This window comes from Halomonas smyrnensis AAD6, assembly GCF_000265245.1.
Taxonomy (GTDB): Bacteria; Pseudomonadota; Gammaproteobacteria; order Pseudomonadales; family Halomonadaceae; genus Halomonas; species Halomonas smyrnensis.
On sequence record NZ_AJKS02000011.1, the window covers coordinates 14,152 to 33,838 of the forward strand.

Consider the following 19,687-nt stretch of genomic DNA (forward strand, 5'->3'; position numbering starts at 1 on the left):
CCGTTGTCTATTGGTCGAAGCATCGCGCCGTCCAACGGTCGTTCGCCTTCATCCCTCTGAGCGTTAACCCATTGATCAAAAAAAGCTTTCGTGAAACCAGCACGAGTTTCTCGCTCCCGAACCTATGGTAATACCAATTTACCCTGGATGGTCAATCCGTGCCGCCGGTCGTAAGGTTCCGCGGATCGTCGCCCTCGCGCGGCCTACAACAACACCATCATCGATGAGGGACCTCATCCATGCACGAATCACTACTGGCGCTACTGGCCTTCACTCCCCTGCTGCTGGCGGGGATCCTGCTGATCGGTCTGCGCATGGCGGCACGGGTCGCCATGCCGATCGTCTTCGCCGTGACCGCCGTCATCGCCCTGTTCGCCTGGAACATGACCGCCACCCGGGTGCTGGCCTCGACCCTGCAGGGCCTGATGCTGACGGTGGCGATCCTGTGGATCATCTTCGGCGCCATCCTGCTGCTCAACACGCTCAAGCATTCCGGCGGCATCACCGCCATCCGCAACGGCTTCTCGGGCATCAGCCCGGACCGTCGCGTCCAGGCCATCATCGTCGCCTGGCTGTTCGGCTGCTTCATCGAGGGCGCCTCGGGCTTCGGCACGCCGGCCGCGGTGGCCGCCCCGCTGATGGTGGCGCTCGGCTTCCCGGCGCTGGCGGCCGTGGTCGTCGGCATGATGATCCAGTCCACCCCGGTCTCCTTCGGTGCCGTGGGCACGCCGATCGTGGTCGGCGTCTCGGGCGGCCTGGACAAGAGCGGCATCAGCGCGACCCTGGAGGCCGGCGGCGCCAGCTGGCTCGAATACTTCCACCTGGTGGCCGGCCAGGTCGCGATCATCCACGCCCTGGTCGGCATGTTCATGCCGCTGCTGATGGTCGCCGTGATGGTGCGCTTCTTCGGCGCCAACCGCTCCTGGAAGGAAGGCCTGGCCATCGCACCCTTCGCGCTGTTCGCCGGCATCAGCTTCGTGGTGCCCTATGCGCTGGCCGGCGTGCTGCTAGGGCCGGAGTTCCCGTCGATGATCGGTGCCATGGTCGGCCTGGCCATCGTCGTGCCGGCCGCCCGCCGCGGTTTCCTGATTCCCAAGGAGAGCTGGGACTTCCCGGAATCCAACGCCTGGCCCGACCACTGGATCGGCAAGCTGGTCATCAAGACCGACGAGGTGGTCGGCAAGACGCCCATCTCCACCGCCATGGGCTGGCTGCCCTACGTGCTGCTGGCCGTGCTGCTGGTCGCCTCGCGCACCATCGACCCGCTGAAGGACGCGCTGACCTCGGTCAGCCTCGGCTGGAGCAACATCCTCGGCGAAGCCGGCGTGTCCGGCAGCATCCAGCCGCTCTACCTGCCCGGCGGCATCCTGGTGGCGGTCGTGCTGCTCACCGCGCTGCTGCATCGCATGCGCCTCGGCGAGCTGCGCGCCGCCTTCGGCGAGTCCACCCGGACCCTGGCCGGTGCCGGTTTCGTGCTGGTGTTCACCATTCCCATGGTGCGCATCCTGATCAACTCCGGCGTCAACACCGCCGATCTGGTCTCGATGCCGGTGGCCATGGCGAGCCTGGTGGCCGACGGCGTCGGCGGCATCTATCCGCTGTTCGCCCCCGCCGTGGGCGCGCTGGGGGCCTTCATCGCCGGCTCCAACACCGTGTCCAACCTGATGCTGTCGGACTTCCAGTTCAACGTGGCCCAGCAGCTCGGCGTTTCCACCGCCATGATGGTGGCCCTGCAGGCCGTCGGCGCCGCCGCCGGCAACATGATCGCCATCCATAACGTGGTCGCCGCCTCGGCCACCGTGGGCCTGCTCGGCCGCGAGGGGATCACCATCCGCAAGACCATCCTGCCGACGATCTACTACGTCCTGGCCGCGGGCCTGATCGGCCTGATCGCCATCCAGGCGTGGAGCATCGCCGACCCGCTGCTGGCCCTCGGCTGAGCCGGCGATCGCCCGCGGCCCATGCCGCGGGCGGTCACCGGAACGGCTCGTTCATTAGTCTAACGAGCCTCGGGCGCCTGGCCGGGCAACCGACAGGCGCCTTTCACTAAGCCCTTGATTGTCCATGAACATTGGCGGAAACCTGCGACTCCACCGCTGGCGCCAATTGGTATGACCAATGACCCAGCGTAGCCACCCGCGCCCCCGGGGTCGTATCGTTCTGCTATCAGGCATTCCTTGGCGCCCTCGCGGCCACGCGCGCTCGCGGTCCCCTGAGCGTGAACAGGGAATGGTATGGAAAATATTTCTGTAAACGCACGAGGCGTGTTCTGATCGCTATCATGCCATCGCTGCCTCATCCGCCGGAGCCGTCATGAATATCCACTACGACGCACGACTCGATGGCGAGCTGCCCCGCCGGGACAAGGCGGAGGTGCTCGCCAGCCTGCAGCAGGCCGTCCCCGGCCTGACGCTGCTCCATCGCGAGGAAGACCTGCATCCCTTCGAATGCGACGGCCTGGCCGCCTACCGCGTCATGCCCATGCTGGTGGCCCTGCCGGAGACCCTCGATCAGGTCGAGGCGCTGCTCAAGGGCTGCCGGGCACTGGGCGTGCCGGTGGTCACCCGCGGCGCCGGCACCGGCCTCTCCGGCGGCGCCCTGCCGCTGGAGCAGGGCGTGCTGCTGGTGATGTCGCGCTTCAGCAGGATCCTCGAGGTCGACCCGGATGCCCGCATCGCCCGCGTCCAGCCCGGCGTGCGCAACCTGGCCATCTCCGAGGCCGCCGCGCCCTATGGCCTCTACTACGCGCCGGACCCCTCCTCCCAGATCGCCTGCTCGATCGGCGGCAACGTGGCGGAGAACGCCGGCGGCGTGCACTGCCTCAAGTATGGCCTGACCGTGCACAACGTGATGAAGGTCGAGATCATCACCATCGAGGGCGAGCGCATGACCCTCGGCAGCGAGGCGCTGGACGCCCCGGGCTTCGACCTGCTGGCGCTGTTCAACGGCTCGGAGGGCATGCTCGGCGTGGTGACCGAGATCACCGTCAAGCTGCTGCCCAAGCCCGAGACCACCAAGGTGCTGATGGCCAGCTTCGACGACGTGGGCAAGGCCGGCCGCGCCGTGGGCGACATCATCGCCGCCGGCATCATTCCCGGCGGGCTGGAGATGATGGACAACCTGGCGATCCGCGCCGCCGAGGACTTCATCCACGCCGGCTATCCGGTCGAGGCCGAGGCCATCCTGCTGTGCGAGCTGGACGGCGTGGAGGCCGACGTCGACGACGACGTCGAGCGGGTCCGCGAGGTGCTCGAGAAGGCCGGCGCCACCGACATCCAGCAGGCCCGCGACGAGGCCGAGCGCGCGCGCTTCTGGGCCGGGCGCAAGAACGCCTTCCCCGCGGTGGGCCGCATGTCGCCGGACTACTACTGCATGGACGGCACCATCCCGCGCCGCGAGCTGCCCCGCGTGCTGCAGGGCATCGCCGACCTGTCCGAGGCCTACGGGCTGAAGGTCGCCAACGTCTTCCACGCCGGCGACGGCAACATGCACCCGCTGATCCTGTTCGATGCCAACCGCGAGGGCGAGCTCGAGCAGGCCGAGGCGCTGGGCGGCAAGATCCTCGAACTGTGCGTGGAAGCCGGCGGCTCGATCACCGGCGAGCACGGCGTGGGCCGCGAGAAGATCAACCAGATGTGCGCCCAGTTCGGCAGCGACGAGCTGACCACCTTCCACGCGGTGAAGGCGGCCTTCGACCCCGAGGGCCTGCTCAACCCGGGCAAGAACATCCCGACCCTGGCGCGCTGCGCCGAGTTCGGCGCCATGCACGTGCACGGCGGCGAGCTGCCGCACCCCGAGCTGCCCCGTTTTTGAGGAATGATCATGGCCACATCCACATCCCGGCAGGACCGGGACATCAGCACCGAGCTGGGCGAGCGCGTCCGCCAGGCCAACGCCGCGGGCACGGCGCTGCGCATCGTCGGCGGTGACACCAAGGCCTTCTATGGTCGGCCCGTGGAGGGCGAGACGCTCTCCACCCACGAGCATCGCGGCATCACCGGCTACGACCCGGTGGAGCTGATCGTCTCGGTGCGCGCCGGCACGCCGCTGGCCCAGCTGGAAGCGGCGCTGGCCGAGAACGGCCAGATGCTGCCCTTCGAGCCGCCCCACTTCGGCGACGCCGCCACCGTCGGCGGCACGGTCGCCGCCGGGCTCTCCGGCCCGCGCCGCCCCTGGGCCGGCGCCGTGCGCGACTTCGTGCTCGGCGCCCGGGTGATCACCCACACCGGCGAAGAACAGCGCTTCGGCGGCGAGGTGATGAAGAACGTCGCCGGCTACGACCTGTCACGGCTGATGGTCGGCGCCCAGGGCGGCCTGGGGCTGCTCACCGAGGTCACGCTCAAGGTGCTGCCGCGCCCCTCCGCCCGCCACGGGCTGCGCCTCGAGATGCCGCTCGACGAGGCCCGCGAACGCCTCGCCGAATGGGGCCGCCACCCGCTGCCGCTGACCGCCGCCGCCTGGCAGGACGGCGGCCTGCACCTGCGCCTCGAAGGCGGCCCGGGCTCGGTGGCCGCCACCCGAGAGCGCCTCGGCGGCGAGGACCTCGATCCCGGCTTCTGGGACGACCTGCGCGAGCAGCGCTTGCCGCTCTTCGCCGGCGATGACGAGCGCCCGCTGTGGCGCATCTCGCTGCCCCAGCGCGCCCGGCTCGAGGCCGACGGCCTCGACGAGCAGGCCATGCTCCACGACTGGGCCGGCGCCCAGCGCTGGCTCAGGACCGAGCTGCCCGCCGAGGCCCTGCGCGAGGCCTGCGCCGCCGCCGGCGGACACGCCACCTGCCTGACGCCGGGCGCCGCCGAGCCCTTCACCCCGCTGCCCGAGGTGATGTTCAAGTACCACCGCCGCCTCAAGGCCGAGCTGGACCCGAAGGGCATCTTCAATCCGGGCCGACTCTACGCGGAGCTCTGACATGCAGACGCACTTCACCGAACAGGATCTCGAACAGCCGCACATCCGCGAGGCCGAGCGGGTGCTGCGCACCTGCGTGCACTGCGGCTTCTGCAACGCCACCTGCCCGACCTACCAGCTGCTGGGCGACGAGCGCGACGGCCCCCGCGGACGCATCTACCTGATGAAGCAGATGCTGGAGAACCCCGAGGACGACGTCGTCACCGAGGAGACCCGGCTGCACCTGGACCGCTGCCTGACCTGCCGCAACTGCGAGACCACCTGCCCGTCCGGCGTGGAATACCACAAGCTGCTCGACATCGGCCGCGCCGAGATCGAGCGCCGGGCGCCGCGGCCCGCCGCCGAGCGCGCCCTGCGCTTCGGCCTGCGCAAGGCGCTGGTCGAGCCGGCCCGCTTCCAGGCGCTGCTCAAGCTCGGCCAGACCTTCCGCCCGCTGGTGCCCGGCACGCTGCGCGACAAGATGCCGCCGGCGCCGGTGGATGCCGGCAGCCGCCCCGAGGGCCGCCGCCACGAGCGCCAGATGCTGATCCTCGAGGGCTGCGTGCAGCCGGGGCTCTCGCCCAACACCAACGCCGCCACCGCCCGGGTGCTCGACCGCCTCGGCATCGGCCTGACCCCGGCGCCGGAGGCCGGCTGCTGCGGCGCCATCGACTACCACCTCAACGCCCAGGACGCCGGCCGCGCGCGGATGCGCGCCAACATCGACGCCTGGTGGCCCCATATCGACAAGGAGGGCGAGGCCGGGGTGGAAGCCATCGTGCAGACCGCCAGCGGCTGCGGCGCCATGGTCAAGGAATACGGCGAGGTGCTGGCCGACGACCCGGACTACGCCGACAAGGCCGCGCGCATCAGCGCCCTGGCCAAGGACCTGGTGGAGATCCTGCGCGACGAGGACCTGGAGCCGCTGACGCTGCGCGAGCACAAGCGCCTGGCCTTCCATTGCCCCTGCACCCTGCAGCACGCCCAGAAGCTCGGCGGCAGCGTCGATACCGTGCTGGCCAGGCTCGGCTTCTCGCTGACCCCGGTGCAGGACGCGCACCTGTGCTGCGGCTCGGCCGGCACCTACTCGGTGACCCAGCCCGAGCTCGCCACCGAACTGCGCGACAACAAGCTCGACGCCCTGGAGGCCGGCGATCCGGAGGTGATCGTGACCGCCAACATCGGTTGCCAGACCCACCTGAACGGCGCCGGCAGAACGCCGGTACGGCACTGGATCGAAATCGTGGACGAGGCGCTGGCGTGATCGTGACGCGCGCTCATTCCTTCAGCTGCCAGACACATCTGAACGGTGCCGGCAGAACGCCGGTACGGCACTGGATCGAAATCGTGGACGAGGCGCTGGCGTGATCGTGACGCGCGCTCATTCCTTCAACTGCCAGACCCACCTGAACGGTGCCGGCAGAACGCCGGTACGGCACTGGATCGAGATCGTGGACGAGGCGCTGGCGTGATCGTGACGCGCGCTCAATCCTTCAGCTGCCAGACCCATCTGAACGGTGCCGGCAGAACGCCGGTACGGCACTGGATCGAGATCGTGGACGAGGCGCTGGCGTGATCGTGACGCGCGCTCATTCCTTCAGCTGCCAGACACATCTGAACGGTGCCGGCAGAACGCCGGTACGGCACTGGATCGAGATCGTGGACGAGGCGCTGGCGTGATCGGCGCGATTCGGCGAGTCTCACTTGCAAGCAGTCATCGAGAAGAGGAAATTACCATGCAAACCAAAGCTGTACTGACCCTTGACGACGTCAACGCCCTGCTCGACGCGGGCCAGAAGGAAGCCGAGGCCAACGGCTGGGCCGTGACCATCGCCGTGGCCGACGACGGCGGCCATCTGCTCGGCCTGCGCCGCATGGACGGCGCACCGCCCTTCAGCGCCGGCGTCGCCACCGAGAAGGCGCGCAACGCCGCCATCGGCCGCAAGGAAACCCAGGCCTTCGAGGACATGATCAACAACGGCCGCACCGCCTTCGTCACCGCGCCGATGCAGGCGCTGCTGGCCGGCGGCGTGCCGGTGCTCGTCGACGGCCAGGTCGCCGGTAGCGTCGGCATCTCCGGCGTCAAGCCCGACCAGGACGTGCAGGTCGCCAAGGCCGCTGTGGCCGCCCTGTCCTGACCCGCCGCACGCCCTCTGCATCGTCCCTGGAACCCCGGCCATGCCGAAGTTCCGACGCTCCGACGCCGAAGTTTTTCCACACGAGCCTTGCGCATTAACCATTTTTTGAATAGGTTTTGTATAGCATTCGATGAAACGCACGGATGCCTACCACGCCCATAAAGGACGAGAGGTGCACCATGAAACGTAACGCGACTGCTGCCATCACCCTTAGCGCACTGATGATGCTCTCAGGCTCCGCTCTGGCGGCGCATCACGAGGAACATGAGATGGCTCCCGACAACGGCGTCGACAGCGCCAATGACGTGGAGCAAGGCACCATGGAAGGTCACGACGGCGCCATGAGCGACGAAGCCATCGTTGAAGAGGGGGGCACGGATAGCGCCAACGATCCCTCGCAGGAGGCCGACACTCATACCGAGGGCAGCGTCGACGACGACATGACGACCGAAGGCGGCGTGGATTCTGCCAACGACCCCGAGGACTGAGGGTCGCGCTGACCAGGGAAGGCGAATGCCCCCAAACCCCGGCCACGGCCGGGGTTTTTCATTTCCGGGGCGGCACCGGGCCCGAACAGGTTCAGCTGGCCATCATCCAGGCCACGAAGGCCCGCTTGGCGTCGCGCAGAGGCGCGCCAGGCCGGCGTCACGGCCACCGCGCCTCCTTCTCGGTGGTGATGACGCTGATGTGCTATACCATCATCAAGGCGTTGAACGGAGAGCTGCGCCGCCTTCCCTGATCCGTCCACGACTCATAGGCGACTCCCCCCGGTGCTGATCTTCGCGTGATGGACAGCTCCTGGGGGACCGTTGTGTTGAGTGCTCATATTGACGCCGTGAACCCAGCCTTTCCGCCATGGCAGGGCGCCGTCGTCGCATCGCCTGTCCGTGCTCATGCAACAGCTGACTTGTGAGAGACTCACGCGGCCAATGTGTTTCCATCTACAGGAGCAACCTTCATGAGTACACCAAGCGAGCCGGCTCCCCCTCCGGTGTCGGACGACATGCAGACGGACTATACCGTCGGCCAGGACAATATCGAGGGTAACCTCGGCCCCATCGGCTTCGATATCCACAACCGGGTCTTCGCCATCTCGGCGCTGGCCTCGATCGCCTTCATCGTCCTCACCCTGCTGTTTCCCGAGCGAGCCGGCAGCCTCTTCCAGTCCATCGTCAGCTTCTCCACCGGCACCCTCGACAGCTACTTCATGCTCGTGGTGGACGGCTTCATCGTCTTCAGCCTGGCGCTGGTGGTGCTGCCCTACGGCAAGGTCCGCCTGGGCGGGCCCGAGGCCACGCCGGAGTACGGCTATCTCTCCTGGTTCGCGATGCTGTTCGCCGCCGGCATCGGCATCGGGCTGCTGTTCTTCGGCGTGCTGGAACCGGTCTACCACGCCAACGTCTCCTCGCCGCTGGGCACCCCCTCGCCCTTCGGCGCCGACGGCACCCTGAATCCGGACGCCATCGCCGACGCCACCGCCATGGGCCTGGCCGGCACCTACCTGCACTGGGGCATCCACGGCTGGGCCGTCTACGTGGTCATGGCACTGGCGCTGTCGATCTTCACTTACAACAAGGGCCTGCCCTTCTCGATACGCTCGGCCTTCTTCCCGATCCTGGGCGACCGCGTATGGGGCTGGCCGGGTCACCTGATCGACATCCTGGCGGTGTTCTCCACCCTGTTCGGCCTGGCCACCTCGCTCGGCCTCGGCGCCCAGCAGGCCAACGCCGGCATGAACTTCGTCTTCGGCCTCGAGGTCAGCATCACCACCCAGGTGATCGTCATCGTGGCCGTCACCGCGGTGGCGCTGGTGTCGGTGTGGCGTGGCCTGGACGGCGGCGTGAAGCGGCTCTCCGAGATCAACATGGGCATGGCCGTGCTGTTCTTCTTCTTCGTGCTCTTCGCCGGCCCGACCCTGGCCTCGCTCACCGGCTTCTGGAACGGCCTCGAGACCTACGTGACGGAGTTCCTCCCGCTGTCGGCGCCGTTCGGCCGCGAGGACGACGCCTTTCGCCAGTCCTGGACCATCTTCTACTGGGCCTGGTGGGTCAGCTGGGCGCCCTTCGTCGGCATGTTCATCGCCCGCGTCTCCCGGGGCCGCACGGTGCGCGAGTTCGTGATCTGCGTGCTGCTGATCCCGAGCCTGTTCATCTTCATCTGGATGGGCGTGTTCGGCGCCACGGCCCTCGATCAGCTCTACTCCAACCCGGCCGGCAGCCTGGTCAAGGAATACGTGATCGACAACTACAACCCCGAGCTGTCGCTGTTCGGCATGCTCAACGAGCTGCCGCTGTCGGGCCTGATGTCGACCCTGGGCATCATCCTGGCGCTGATCTTCTTCGTCACCTCGTCGGACTCCGGCTCGCTGGTGATCGACACCATCACCGCCGGCGGCAAGATCGACGCGCCGCGCCCCCAGCGCATGTTCTGGGCCACGGTGGAAGGCCTGATCGCCATCGTGCTGCTGATCGGCGGCGGGCTCTCGGCGCTGCAGGCCGGGGTCACGGCCACCGCGATCCCGTTCTCGGTGGTGATGGTTCTGATGTGCTTCACCATCATCAAGGCGCTGAACGGCGAGCTACGCGCCCTGCGCTGAAGCCGCTCATCCTCCGACGCCGCCCCCTGGGCCAACGCCGCACCGCGGTGTCCGCCCCAGGGGGCGGCTCGCGTCTGGCCCCCTGCCGTCGACGACCTTATCATCGAGGGCTCATCTTCAGGCCGCTCACGACCGCCCCTTCATCGACGCGAGGATGCCATGTCACCGTTCGTCTTCTTGCTGCCGCTCGGCGCCGTGCTGATCTGGTCGGGCAACATGACCATCAATCAGCTCACCGTCGGCGCCATCGCCCCCAGCAGCATCGCCTTCCTGCGCTGGCTGCTGGCGCTGGCGGTGATGACACCCTTCGTCGCCCCCGCCGCCTGGCGCCATCGCGCCACCATCCGCCGCGAGTGGCCGAAGCTGGCGACGCTGGGCCTGCTGGGCATGGGGCTGTGGCAGGGGCTGGCCTACGTGGCCGCCGAGACCACCTCGGCCACCAACATGGGCATCCTGGCCGCCATGGTGCCGCTGATCACGGTGCTGCTCAGCGCCCTGATCCTGCGCGAGCCGCCGAGCCTCGGCGGCGTGGCCGGCGGTGTGCTGGCGCTCGTTGGCGTGAGCGTGCTGCTGGGCCAGGGCGACCCGCTGTCGCTGCTCGATCTGAGGGTCGCCACCGGCGACGCCCTGATGGTGATGGCCGCGACCTGCTACGCCCTCTACGGCGTGATGCTCAAGCGCTGGACGCTCGACCTGCCGCCCTGGGTGCTGCTCTACGCCCAGGTGGTCTTCGCCGTGCTGCTGCTGCTGCCGCCCTATCTGGCGGGGCCGATGACGCCGGTCAGCGCCGACAACATCGGCCTGATCGCCTACGCCGGCATTCCCGCCTCCATCGTCACCACCTACCTGTGGATGCACGCCATCCGCCGCATCGGTGCCAACCGCTCGAGCATCTTCATCAACCTGATGCCGCTGTTCAGCGCCATCATCGCCATGCTCGCGCTGGGCGAGACCGTGTCCGCCTTCCACTTCCTGGGCGGCGCCCTGATTCTCGCCGGCGTGGTGATGGCCCAGACCCTGACGCGGCCGCTGGTCAGCCGCGAGGGGGCGCGGCACACGGGCTAGTCGATCCCGGCCGGGCGCCCTGGACAAGGCCCGCACAGGCCCTAGGATGAAACCACAACACCACAACAACCACGGAGAACGGCGGAGATGGCCGGAGGCTGGTCGAAGGACGGCGACGTCCAGCAGCAGATAGACGACAGCGTGCAGGACGAGCTGGAGCGCGCCCGGCGCTCGATTCCCCGCGGCGAGAGCGCCCACGAATGCGAGGAATGCGGCGACCCGATCCCCGAGGCACGGCGCCAGGCGGTGCCCGGCGTGCGGCTGTGCCTCGCCTGCCAGGCCGAGCGCGACAGGCGCCAGGGCCCTGGCGGCGGCTTCAATCGCCGCGGCAGCAAGGACAGCCAGCTGCGCTGACACGGCGGAACACGAGCTCTGGAGCCGAGAGGCGGTTCGTAGAGGGGGGTATGCCAAGGGTGAGGCGATTCTCGCGCAGGGCAAGAGTAGCGCCCAGTATCCCCGCAACGCCTGTCGGCCCGAGGGCAAGAGGCTGCTAAACTGCGGCTTTCGTTCCCCGACCGGAGAGCCCGCGGCATGTCCCTCGATGATCTGCACCTCAATCTGCGCAACCTGACGCAGGACGACTACCCGCAGCTCAAGACGCTGATGGACGCCGTCTACCACGACATCGGCGGCGCCTGGCCCGAACACACCATCGACAAGCTGATCGAGGAGTTTCCGGACGGCCAGATCGCCATCGAGGACGACGGCCGGCTGGTCGGCGTGGCCCTGACCGTGCAGGTCGACTACGACGACTTCTCCAACCCCCACCAGTACGATGACCTGATCGGCCAGCGCGAGATCATCCTCAACGATGACGAGGGCGACGCCATGTACGGCCTCGACGTGCTGATCCACCCGGACTATCGCGGCTATCGCCTGGGCCGGCGGCTCTACGAGGCGCGCAAGGACCTGTGCCGCTCGATGAATCTGCGGGCGATCCTCGCCGGCGGTCGCATCCCCCAGTACCACCAGTACGCCGACGAGCTCTCGCCCGCCGAGTACATCGACAAGGTGGCGCGCAAGGAGATCCACGACCCCATCCTGTCGTTCCAGCTGGCCAACGACTTCCAGGTCAAGCGCCTGCTGCGCAAGTACCTGCCCGAGGACGAGAAGTCGCAGGGCTACGCGACCCTGCTGGAGTGGAACAACATCCTCTTCGAGCCCGCCGAGCGGGTGCTGGAGAGCCGCCGCACCCAGGTGCGGGTCGGCGCCGTGCAGTGGCAGATGCGCGAGTTCGACTCGGTCGAGGCGGTGCTGCAGCAGGTCGAGTACTTCGTCGACGCCCTGGCCGACTACCAGAGCGACTTCGCGGTCTTCCCCGAACTGTTCAACGCCCCGCTGATGGGCCTGCAGGATCGCGCCGCCCAGCAGGACCAGATCGCCGCCATCCGCTTCCTGGCCGGCTTCACCGAGCGCTTCAAGACCGAGCTCTCGCGCATGGCCGTGGCCTACAACATCAACATCGTGGCCGGCTCGATGATCGAGTTCGGCGAGGAGGACCGGCTCTACAACGTCGCCTACCTGTGCCATCGCGACGGCTCCGTGGAGCGCCAGGCCAAGCTGCACATCACTCCCCAGGAGCGCCGCGACTGGGTGATCGAGGGCGGCGACGAGCTGCAGGTGTTCGATACCGATGCCGGCCGGGTCGGCATCCAGATCTGCTACGACGTGGAATTCCCCGAGCTCTCGCGGCTGCTGGCCGAGCAGGACATGGACATCCTGTTCGTGCCGTTCTGGACCGACACCAAGAACGGCTACCTGCGGGTGCGCCACTGCTCCCAGGCGCGGGCCATCGAGAACGAGTGCTACGTGGTGCTGTGCGGCAGCGTCGGCAACGTGCCGTCGATCGAGAACCTCGACATCCAGTACGCCCAGTCCTCGGTGTTCTCGCCGTCGGACTTCTCCTTCCCCCACGACGCCGTGCTGGCCGAGACCACGCCCAACACCGAGATGATCATGTTCTCGGACCTGGACCTGAACCGCCTCAAGGTGGTGCGCAACGAGGGCTCGGTGACCAACCTCAAGGACCGCCGCCAGGACCTGTTCGACCTGCGCCTGCGCGACTGGTCGTGGAAGTCAGGGGGCCGGCCATCCGGCGCCCGCGACACGGACGAAGGCTGAGGCCGTGCTGGAACGCCTGAAGCGCTGGCGGGCGGCACGCTTCGAGGCCCGCCATCCCTTCCCCGCGGCCGAGTGGCACGAGGCCCGGGCGCGGCTGCCGCTGCTTGCCGCGGTGCCCGACGAGGCCGCCGAGCGCCTCGGGCACCGCGCCTGGCATTTTGCCCATGCCAAGCGGCTGAGCCGCCATCCCGAGCTCGACGCGTCGATCGACTTCGACGTGCCGGCACGGCTGGCCATCGCCGCCCAGGGCTGCCTGCTGACCCTGGGCTGGGACGAGGCCACCCACCGCGAGGCCTTCGCCGGGCTACACGAGATCCTGATCGTGCCCGACGCCTTTCATCGCCGGGTGGAGGAGATGGACGAGTTCGGGGTGATGCACGAGTACGACGACGAGCGCGCCGGCGAGACCTCCCACCAGGGGCCGGTGGTGGTCGCCTATCCGGACCTGATGGCGAGCGGCGCGCTGGACGGCTTCAACGTGGTGATCCACGAGCTGGCCCACAAGCTCGACATGGCCAACTCGCTGGACGCCGACGGTTTCCCGCCGCTGCCGGCCGACATGGCCGCCCGGGACTGGCATCGCGTGTTCACCGCCGTGTGGGACGACCTCCAGGCACACCTCGCCCGCGGCGAGGCCACGCCCATCGACGACTACGCCGCAAGCCATCCCGGCGAGTGCTTCGCGGTGAGCTGCGAGTATTTCTTCGCCGCCCCCGAGGCGCTGGACGCCGCCTATCCCGAGCTCTACGCCCTGCTCGGCCGCTACTTCCGCCTCGACCCGCTGTCCTGGCGCTCGCCGCCCTCCGATTGATCATCGCGCTCCGCCGCGTCCGTCCGCGAGCGGGCGAGCGCCGGCGGCCGGGCCGGCCAGCGCAGCGCGGCCTCGAGGCCGTGAGGATGGCAGTTGCGCAGCGTCAGCCCGGCCTGCTGGCGCTCGGCCAGCTGCTTGACGATCGACAGCCCCAGGCCGCTGCCGGTGGTGCGCTGGTCCGCGGCGCGCCGGAAGCGTTCGGTGATGGTGGCCAGCGCCTCCTCGGGAATGCCCAGGCCGCTGTCGCGCACCGCCAGCACGGCGCTGTCGGCGGTCTCGGAGAGCGTGATCGCCACCTCGCCGTGCTCCGGCGTGTAGCGCAGGGCGTTGTCCAGCAGGTTGCGGATCAGGATGCCCGCCTCCACCGGATCGGCACGCACCCACAGCGCCTGAACGCCGTGCAGGGTCATCTCCTGATGCCGGGCCTGGGCCCAGGGCCACAGCTCGGCGACCAGCTCGAGCACCAGTGGATAGAGATCGATGTCGCGGGCCTCGCGGGCCTCGCGGCGGTCCAGCCGCGCCAGCACCAGCAGCTGTTCGACCACCCGCTGCAGCCGTTCCACGCCACGATAGGCCTTGTCCAGCGAGTCCCGCTCGCCGGCCCGGGCGTTGTCGAGGTGGATCTTCAGCCCGGCTAGCGGCGTGCGCAGCTCATGGGCGGCATCAGCGGTGAAGCGCCGCTCGCGCTCGAGGGTCTCGCGCAGGCGGGCGATGAAGTCGTTGAGCGCCTCGCGCAGCCCCGACAGCTCGCGGGGCACGCCGACGTCGATGAAGGCCAGGTCGCGGTCGTCGCGGCCGGCCACCTCCCGCGACAGGGTGCCGATCGGGATCAGCCCCCGGCGCACGATCCAGCCCATGGCGACCAGCAGCAGCGGCAGCGCCAGCAGCATCGGCACCAGGTTGCCGAGCGCCACCTTGCGCTCGAGCTCGTGCATGAACTCGATGCTGACCCCGGAGCGGATCCACAGCTCGCTGTCCTCGTCGAACATCGAGAACACCCGCCAGCGGCCGCCGTCGTACTCGGCCCAGGCGTAGCCCTCCTCCTCGGGCGGCGGGAAAGGCCCGGCCCCGCTCCAGGGCGCGCCGGTCAGGTATGGGCGGCCGTCGCGGTGCCAGAAACCCAGCGACAGCTCGCGCTCCTCGTGATGATAGAGCGCCGCGACCCGACCGGAGGCCTCGAGCGGCGCCTCGCCATCCGGATAGAAGCTCGCGAGACGCTTCGGATGGCTCATGCGCTCGGCGATCCGGCGATAGGTGGCCTCGGAGTCATTCGGACCGATCAGGCTGGCCACCACCCGGTTCTGCAGGCTGAGCTGAGCGTCGAGGATTTCCTCGGTCTCGTGGGCGGTGATCAGGTAGGCGGCGGTCACGGTGAGCAGAGTCACCCCGGCGAGGACCAGCGCCAGGGTGCGGCTCAGATAGCGGCGAATCGACCTCATGCGTCACCGGCGTTCAGCCGATAGCCGACGCCCCGGATGGTGGTGATCAGGCCCTTGTGGAACTTCTTGCGCAGGTGATGGATATGCACCTCCACGGCGTTGGAGGCCACTTCCTCCTCCCAGCCGTAGAGGAGGTTCTCCAGCCGCGGCCGGGTCATCACCCGATCGGCGTGGCGCGCCAGCTCCAGCAGCAGCGCGTACTCGCGGCGCGTCAGGGGAATCTCCTCGCCCTGCCAGATCACCCGATGGCGGGCCTCGTCGATGCGCAGCTCGCCCACGTCGAGGAACTGCGAGGCCCGGCCCTCGGCGCGACGCATCACCACCCGCAGACGGGCCAGCAGCTCGGAGAGATCGAAGGGCTTGAGCACGTAGTCGTCGGCGCCGCCGTCGAGCCCGGCCAGGCGCGAGTCGATATCGTCACGGGCGGTGAGGATCAGCACCGGCAGAGAGCCGCGGCCGCGCACCGACTCGAGCACCTTCATGCCGTCGACGTCGGGCAGGCCCAGGTCGAGCACCATCACCGAGAAGTCGTCGTAGCGGGCCGCTGCCATGGCCTCGCGGCCGTTGTCCATCCAGTCGACGGCATAGCCCTCGCGCTGCAGCGCGGTCTTGATGCCGTCGCCCAGCAGCGGGTCGTCCTCCACCAGCAGCACGCGCATGCGCCTCTCCTTTGCTTGTCCCGGTCGCGACTCGTGCGGCCATTGTCCGGGCGATTTCTTAAGCCTTGCTTAAGCTAACCGACTGCGCAAGGCGAGAACGTCGCGCGCCCTGCGGCCATGCCGCTTAGCCACCTCTCCGCCACCCGTCTGACTCCCGCTTAAGGCCCGGTTAAGCTGGCTGACCTAGCGTAGCGGGCCCTGGCCAACGACGGTGGAGAGCGACCCAAGTGAGTGTCCCGCTGGTTTCCGTAATCATTCCCGCGCGCGACGAGGTGGGCAACCTGCCGGCCCTGCTCGACGAGATCGCCGCCGCTCTGGCAGCCGTCGACCATGAGGTGCTGGTGGTGGACGACGCCTCGCGCGACGGCAGCTGGACCATGCTCCAGGCCCGCGCCGCCGAGGACTCGCGGCTGCGCCCGCTGCGCCACGCCGAGAGCGCCGGGCAGAGCACCTCGGTGTGGCAGGCCGCCCACCGCGCCCGCGGCGAGTGGCTGGCGACCCTCGATGGCGACGGCCAGAACGATCCCGCCGACCTGCCGCGGCTGATCGAGCGCGCCCGCCGGGGCGACGTCGGCCTGGTGGCCGGGCATCGCACCACCCGTCATGACGACTGGCCCAAGCGCCTGTCATCGAAGGTGGCCAACCGCGTGCGCGGCACCCTGCTCAAGGACGCCACCCCGGACACCGGCTGCGGGCTCAAGGTGATCCATCGCCGGGCCTTCCTGGCCCTGCCCTACTTCGATCACATGCACCGCTTCCTGCCGGCGCTGATCCTTTCGCAGGGCGGGCGCTGCGTCTCGCTGCCGGTCAACCACCGCCCGCGGGGCGCCGGCCGCTCCCACTACGGCCTCAACAATCGCCTGTGGGCCGGGCTGCTCGACCTGCTGGGCGTGATGTGGCTGCGCCATCGCTCGCAACTGCCCGCCGGCCTGACGACGCTCGAGACCGCCCGCCGCCACACCCCGACGCCGCAGGAGGAAACCTCATGACCACCGAATGGCTGTGGCTGGCCGTCGGCTTTCTCGGTCAGGCGCTGTTCTCCGCGCGCTTCCTGGTCCAGTGGCTGGCCAGCGAGCGCGCCCGGCGCAGCATCGTGCCCAGGGCGTTCTGGTTCTTCAGCCTGGCCGGCGGCGTCACCCTGCTCGCCTACGCCCTCTACCGGCGCGATCCGGTGTTCATCGCCGGCCAGGGGGCCGGGCTGTTCATCTACTTCCGCAACCTGATGCTGATCCGCCGCGAGACCCGCTTCAGCCGGGCTCGCCAGTCCCCACACGCCGCCGCCGATCAATCATGACCCGCCCCGCCTATCTTCACCGTCTGCCGTCCCTCTCCTGGTGGTGGCTGCTGGGCCTCGCCGCCATCTTCCTCGGCGTGGGCCTCGGCCTGCGCGATCCCTGGCCCGCCGACGAACCGCGCTTCGCCCTCAACGCCCTGGAGATGCTCAGGACCGGGCAGTTCTGGATTCCCTTCCGCGGCGGCGAACCCTATCCGGACAAGCCGCCGATCTTCATGTGGGCCATCGCCGCCGGCATCCAGCTAACGGGCTCGGTGCGCCTGGGCTTCCTGCTGCCCTCACTGCTCGGCGCCCTGGCGACCCTCGCGCTGGTCATGGACCTGTCGAGCCGCCTGTACGGCCGCCGCATGGCCTGGCTGGCCGGCCTGGCGCTGCTGTCGTGCTTCCAGTTCGGCCTGCAGGCGCGCACCGCCCAGATCGACATGCTGGTCACCGGCTTCATCACCCTCGGCGCCTACGGCCTGATGCGCCATGCCCTGCTCGGCCCCGACCGCCGCTGGTGGCTGATCGGCTGCGCCGGCATGGGGCTGGGCGTGCTGACCAAGGGCGTGGGCTTCCTGCCGTTGCTGATGGTGCCGCTCTGGGCGCTGCTGGCCTGGCGCGGCCAGGCGACGCGCCCCACCTGGCGCGATCTCGGCCTGGGGCTTGCCGTGCTGCTCGGCGTGGTGCTGCTGTGGGTGGGCCCGATGGCGATCATCACCAGCCTCAGCGACGACCCGGCGCTCACGGCCTATCGCGACAACCTCCTGTTCAAGCAGACCGGCGAGCGCTATGCCGATTCCTGGCATCACCTGAAGCCCTGGTACTACTTCCTGGCCGAGGTGATTCCCTGGGCCTGGCTGCCGCTGGTGCTGGCGCTCCCCTGGCTGGTACCCGCCTGGTGGCGTCGCGGCAGGCGCCTGGACGCCCGCGTGCTGCTGCCCCTCGGCGGCCTGGTGATGATCATCGCCTTCTTCTCGCTGTCGCCGGGCAAGCGCGGCGTCTACCTGCTGCCGACCCTGCCGCTGCTGGTGCTGGCCTCGGCGCCGATGCTGGCGGGCCTGCTGTGCCGGCCGCGGCTGCAGTGGCTGGGCGGCGCCGTGCTGGTGCTGTTCGGCGTGATCTTCCTCGGCGCCGGCGTGCTGGGCTGGCTGGGGCTGCCGGCCCTGGCCGAGCTGGCCGAGACTCACGGCGTCGTGCCCTGGACCTGGTGGAGCCTGCTCGGGCTCGTCGCCCTAGGGCTGCTGGCCTGGGGGCGTCCGCGCCGCGGCCTGGTGATGCTTTCGGCCTGGCTGGCGGTGTTCTGGCTGAGCTGGTCGACCTGGGGCTACGCGCTGATGGATCACGCCCGCTCGCCCCGGGACCTGATGGCGACGATCGTCGCGCAGACCGGTCCCGAGGCCTGGCTGGCGATGCCCGACTTCGACGAGGAGTTCCTGCTCCAGGCGCGCCAGCCGATGGTCCACTTCGGCTACCACACCCCGGACGCCGACCAGTTCGCACGCGCCTTCGCCTGGCTCGAGGCGGCGCCGGACCAGCGCTGGATGCTGGTGCCCCAGCACCGCGACGAGGCCATCGCCTGCGCCGACCTTGGCCAGGCCCGCGACCTCGGCATGCAGAACAGCGAAACCTGGTGGCTAATCCCCGGCACCGCCTTCGCCGCCTGCCGGGGCGATGCCGAGGCCGCGCCGCTCTACGTGGCGCCCACCACCCCGCCCGACGAGATCACCGACTAGCCGTCCAGCCCTTGCGCCAGCCACGCCCACAGCCGCTCGGCCTCCGGGCGCGGCTGGCGCCGGGCCGGGCGCACCAGCCAGAACCCCTCGTCGCTCTCCACCGGCCAGTCGAGCGCCGCCACCAGGTCGTCGCGCCCCTCCACCAGCCGCTGATGGGTCAGGGCCACGCCCTCGCCCAGCGCCGCGAGCGACAGCGACATGCTCTGGGTATCGCAGGTCAGCGATGCGCAGCGCGAGGCCAGGGTCGGCATCCCCACCGCCTCCAGCCAGGCCGGCCAGCCCACCTCGAACCCCACGGCGTGCAGCAGGGTGTGCGCCGCCAGGTCCGACGGCGCGGTGATGCGCCCGGCCAGCGCCGGGGCACACACCGGCAGCATCGTCTCCCGGCCCAGGGAAACCGCCTCCATCCCCGGCCAGCTGCCCTGCCCGTAGCGGATCTCGAGATCGGCGCCCTCGGCGCCGAAGTCATCCGGCCAGATGGCGCTGATCAGCCTCAGCGCCACTTCGGGATGCTCGCGGCGAAAGGCACAGATGCGCGGCGCCAGCCAGTACTGCTGCATCACCGGCGTGGTGCGCAGCGTCACCGGCGCCTCCCCGCCGCCGCCGAAGACCTCCTCGGTGCCCTCGGCCAGGCGCGTGAAGCCGTCCTGCAGGCACGGCAGCCAGGCCTGCCCCGCCGGCGTCAGGCTGAGGCTGCGCGGGTGGCGCACGAACAGCTTCTGGCCCAGGCGATCCTCGAGCAGGCGCACCCGCTGGCTGATCGCCGCCTGGGTCACGCCGAGCTCCTGGCCGGCGGCGGTGAAGCTCAGGGTGCGCGCCGCCGTCTCGAAGGCCTGCAGCCACAGCAGGGGGGGAAGCCGACTCATGAATAACCTACGTATAAATTGAATGGGGCCATAGGGGCCAGATTAATCGTTTGTCGGCGAACCGGCCAGCCGCCACCATGGGCGCCTTCACAAGGG

General features: G+C 69.3%; 18 protein-coding genes. 15 read left to right on the top strand and 3 right to left on the bottom strand.

The window, feature by feature from the left end; all coding sequences use genetic code 11:
- Window positions 1-239 precede the first annotated feature (239 nt).
- The 12 genes from UYS_RS0212035 to UYS_RS0212105 all read left to right on the top strand — a co-directional run bounded on the left by UYS_RS0212035 (window position 240) and on the right by UYS_RS0212105 (window position 13,618).
- A complete protein-coding gene (locus UYS_RS0212035) occupies window positions 240-1,940 on the top strand; it encodes an L-lactate permease (protein WP_016855767.1) in 1,701 nt (566 codons plus the stop codon).
- Window positions 1,941-2,313: 373 nt separating this feature from the next.
- Entirely contained in the window at window positions 2,314-3,813 is a 1,500-nt protein-coding gene (glcD, locus tag UYS_RS0212040) for a glycolate oxidase subunit GlcD (RefSeq protein WP_016855768.1), read from the top strand.
- A gap of 9 nt (window positions 3,814-3,822) precedes the next feature.
- Window positions 3,823-4,908, top strand: a complete 1,086-nt coding sequence (gene glcE, locus UYS_RS0212045) for a glycolate oxidase subunit GlcE (protein WP_016855769.1) — start codon at window positions 3,823-3,825, stop codon at window positions 4,906-4,908.
- A 1-nt stretch (window position 4,909) separates the two neighbouring features.
- Window positions 4,910-6,151, top strand: a complete 1,242-nt coding sequence (gene glcF / locus UYS_RS0212050; RefSeq protein WP_016855770.1) for a glycolate oxidase subunit GlcF — start codon at window positions 4,910-4,912, stop codon at window positions 6,149-6,151.
- 472 nt (window positions 6,152-6,623) lie between these two features.
- A complete protein-coding gene (locus UYS_RS0212075; RefSeq protein WP_016855774.1) occupies window positions 6,624-7,025 on the top strand; it encodes a heme-binding protein in 402 nt (133 codons plus the stop codon).
- Between the two features lie 179 nt (window positions 7,026-7,204).
- A complete protein-coding gene (locus tag UYS_RS0212080; protein ID WP_156821617.1) occupies window positions 7,205-7,513 on the top strand; it encodes a hypothetical protein in 309 nt (102 codons plus the stop codon).
- A gap of 125 nt (window positions 7,514-7,638) precedes the next feature.
- Window positions 7,639-7,764: a hypothetical protein gene (locus tag UYS_RS18995; RefSeq protein WP_272943090.1), complete on the top strand. Its 126-nt coding sequence runs from the start codon at window positions 7,639-7,641 to the stop codon at window positions 7,762-7,764.
- Window positions 7,765-7,983: 219 nt separating this feature from the next.
- The gene (locus tag UYS_RS0212085) at window positions 7,984-9,621 is read left to right on the top strand and encodes a BCCT family transporter (RefSeq protein ID WP_026068528.1); all 1,638 of its coding nucleotides are present in this window, start codon (window positions 7,984-7,986) and stop codon (window positions 9,619-9,621) included.
- A gap of 159 nt (window positions 9,622-9,780) precedes the next feature.
- Window positions 9,781-10,686 (top strand): DMT family transporter, encoded by a 906-nt coding sequence (locus UYS_RS0212090; RefSeq protein ID WP_016855777.1) that lies wholly within the window; start codon window positions 9,781-9,783, stop codon window positions 10,684-10,686.
- An 87-nt stretch (window positions 10,687-10,773) separates the two neighbouring features.
- The gene (locus UYS_RS0212095; RefSeq protein ID WP_016855778.1) at window positions 10,774-11,040 is read left to right on the top strand and encodes a DksA/TraR family C4-type zinc finger protein; all 267 of its coding nucleotides are present in this window, start codon (window positions 10,774-10,776) and stop codon (window positions 11,038-11,040) included.
- Between the two features lie 177 nt (window positions 11,041-11,217).
- Window positions 11,218-12,807 (top strand): bifunctional GNAT family N-acetyltransferase/carbon-nitrogen hydrolase family protein, encoded by a 1,590-nt coding sequence (locus tag UYS_RS0212100; RefSeq protein WP_016855779.1) that lies wholly within the window; start codon window positions 11,218-11,220, stop codon window positions 12,805-12,807.
- 4 nt (window positions 12,808-12,811) lie between these two features.
- A complete protein-coding gene (locus UYS_RS0212105) occupies window positions 12,812-13,618 on the top strand; it encodes a M90 family metallopeptidase (protein WP_016855780.1) in 807 nt (268 codons plus the stop codon).
- Here the strand turns inward: UYS_RS0212105 and UYS_RS0212110 are convergent.
- Complete coding sequence (locus tag UYS_RS0212110; RefSeq protein ID WP_016855781.1) at window positions 13,570-15,057, bottom strand: ATP-binding protein; 1,488 nt, start codon at window positions 15,055-15,057, stop codon at window positions 13,570-13,572. The genes UYS_RS0212105 and UYS_RS0212110 overlap by 49 nt on opposite strands.
- Window positions 15,054-15,716 carry a response regulator gene (locus tag UYS_RS0212115; protein ID WP_016855782.1) on the bottom strand — a complete coding sequence of 221 codons (663 nt, stop codon included), beginning with the start codon at window positions 15,714-15,716 and terminating at the stop codon, window positions 15,054-15,056. Before UYS_RS0212115 ends, UYS_RS0212110 begins: the two co-directional genes overlap by 4 nt.
- A 227-nt stretch (window positions 15,717-15,943) precedes the next feature.
- Between UYS_RS0212115 and UYS_RS0212120 the strand changes: the two genes are divergently transcribed.
- From UYS_RS0212120 to UYS_RS17375, 3 genes are read left to right on the top strand one after another with little or no spacing between them, the layout of a single operon-like run.
- Complete coding sequence (locus tag UYS_RS0212120; RefSeq protein ID WP_016855783.1) at window positions 15,944-16,705, top strand: glycosyltransferase family 2 protein; 762 nt, start codon at window positions 15,944-15,946, stop codon at window positions 16,703-16,705.
- On the top strand, window positions 16,702-17,010 hold the full coding sequence (locus UYS_RS0212125; RefSeq protein WP_016855784.1) for a lipid-A-disaccharide synthase N-terminal domain-containing protein: 309 nt from the start codon (window positions 16,702-16,704) through the stop codon (window positions 17,008-17,010). The genes UYS_RS0212120 and UYS_RS0212125 overlap by 4 nt, the downstream gene beginning before the upstream one ends.
- Complete coding sequence (locus tag UYS_RS17375; protein WP_016855785.1) at window positions 17,007-18,725, top strand: ArnT family glycosyltransferase; 1,719 nt, start codon at window positions 17,007-17,009, stop codon at window positions 18,723-18,725. The genes UYS_RS0212125 and UYS_RS17375 overlap by 4 nt, the downstream gene beginning before the upstream one ends.
- Here the strand turns inward: UYS_RS17375 and UYS_RS0212135 are convergent.
- Entirely contained in the window at window positions 18,722-19,591 is an 870-nt protein-coding gene (locus UYS_RS0212135; protein ID WP_016855786.1) for a LysR substrate-binding domain-containing protein, read from the bottom strand. The two genes, UYS_RS17375 and UYS_RS0212135, sit on opposite strands and share 4 nt — an antisense overlap.
- Between the last annotated feature and the right edge of the window lie 96 nt (window positions 19,592-19,687).

What these genes read in the sequence shown, in the direction of transcription:
- UYS_RS0212135 (WP_016855786.1), bottom strand. Translation starts at nt 19,591, where the DNA reads ATGAGTCGGCTTCCCCCCCTGCTGTGGCTGCAGGCCTTCGAGACGGCG.
- UYS_RS0212085 (WP_026068528.1), top strand. Translation starts at nt 7,984, where the DNA reads ATGAGTACACCAAGCGAGCCGGCTCCCCCTCCGGTGTCGGACGACATG.
- UYS_RS0212090 (WP_016855777.1), top strand. Translation starts at nt 9,781, where the DNA reads ATGTCACCGTTCGTCTTCTTGCTGCCGCTCGGCGCCGTGCTGATCTGG.
- glcE (WP_016855769.1), top strand. Translation starts at nt 3,823, where the DNA reads ATGGCCACATCCACATCCCGGCAGGACCGGGACATCAGCACCGAGCTG.
- UYS_RS0212075 (WP_016855774.1), top strand. Translation starts at nt 6,624, where the DNA reads ATGCAAACCAAAGCTGTACTGACCCTTGACGACGTCAACGCCCTGCTC.
- UYS_RS0212035 (WP_016855767.1), top strand. Translation starts at nt 240, where the DNA reads ATGCACGAATCACTACTGGCGCTACTGGCCTTCACTCCCCTGCTGCTG.
- UYS_RS17375 (WP_016855785.1), top strand. Translation starts at nt 17,007, where the DNA reads ATGACCCGCCCCGCCTATCTTCACCGTCTGCCGTCCCTCTCCTGGTGG.
- UYS_RS0212095 (WP_016855778.1), top strand. Translation starts at nt 10,774, where the DNA reads ATGGCCGGAGGCTGGTCGAAGGACGGCGACGTCCAGCAGCAGATAGAC.
- UYS_RS0212110 (WP_016855781.1), bottom strand. Translation starts at nt 15,057, where the DNA reads ATGAGGTCGATTCGCCGCTATCTGAGCCGCACCCTGGCGCTGGTCCTC.
- UYS_RS0212100 (WP_016855779.1), top strand. Translation starts at nt 11,218, where the DNA reads ATGTCCCTCGATGATCTGCACCTCAATCTGCGCAACCTGACGCAGGAC.
- UYS_RS0212115 (WP_016855782.1), bottom strand. Translation starts at nt 15,716, where the DNA reads ATGCGCGTGCTGCTGGTGGAGGACGACCCGCTGCTGGGCGACGGCATC.
- UYS_RS0212125 (WP_016855784.1), top strand. Translation starts at nt 16,702, where the DNA reads ATGACCACCGAATGGCTGTGGCTGGCCGTCGGCTTTCTCGGTCAGGCG.
- UYS_RS0212080 (WP_156821617.1), top strand. Translation starts at nt 7,205, where the DNA reads ATGAAACGTAACGCGACTGCTGCCATCACCCTTAGCGCACTGATGATG.
- glcF (WP_016855770.1), top strand. Translation starts at nt 4,910, where the DNA reads ATGCAGACGCACTTCACCGAACAGGATCTCGAACAGCCGCACATCCGC.
- glcD (WP_016855768.1), top strand. Translation starts at nt 2,314, where the DNA reads ATGAATATCCACTACGACGCACGACTCGATGGCGAGCTGCCCCGCCGG.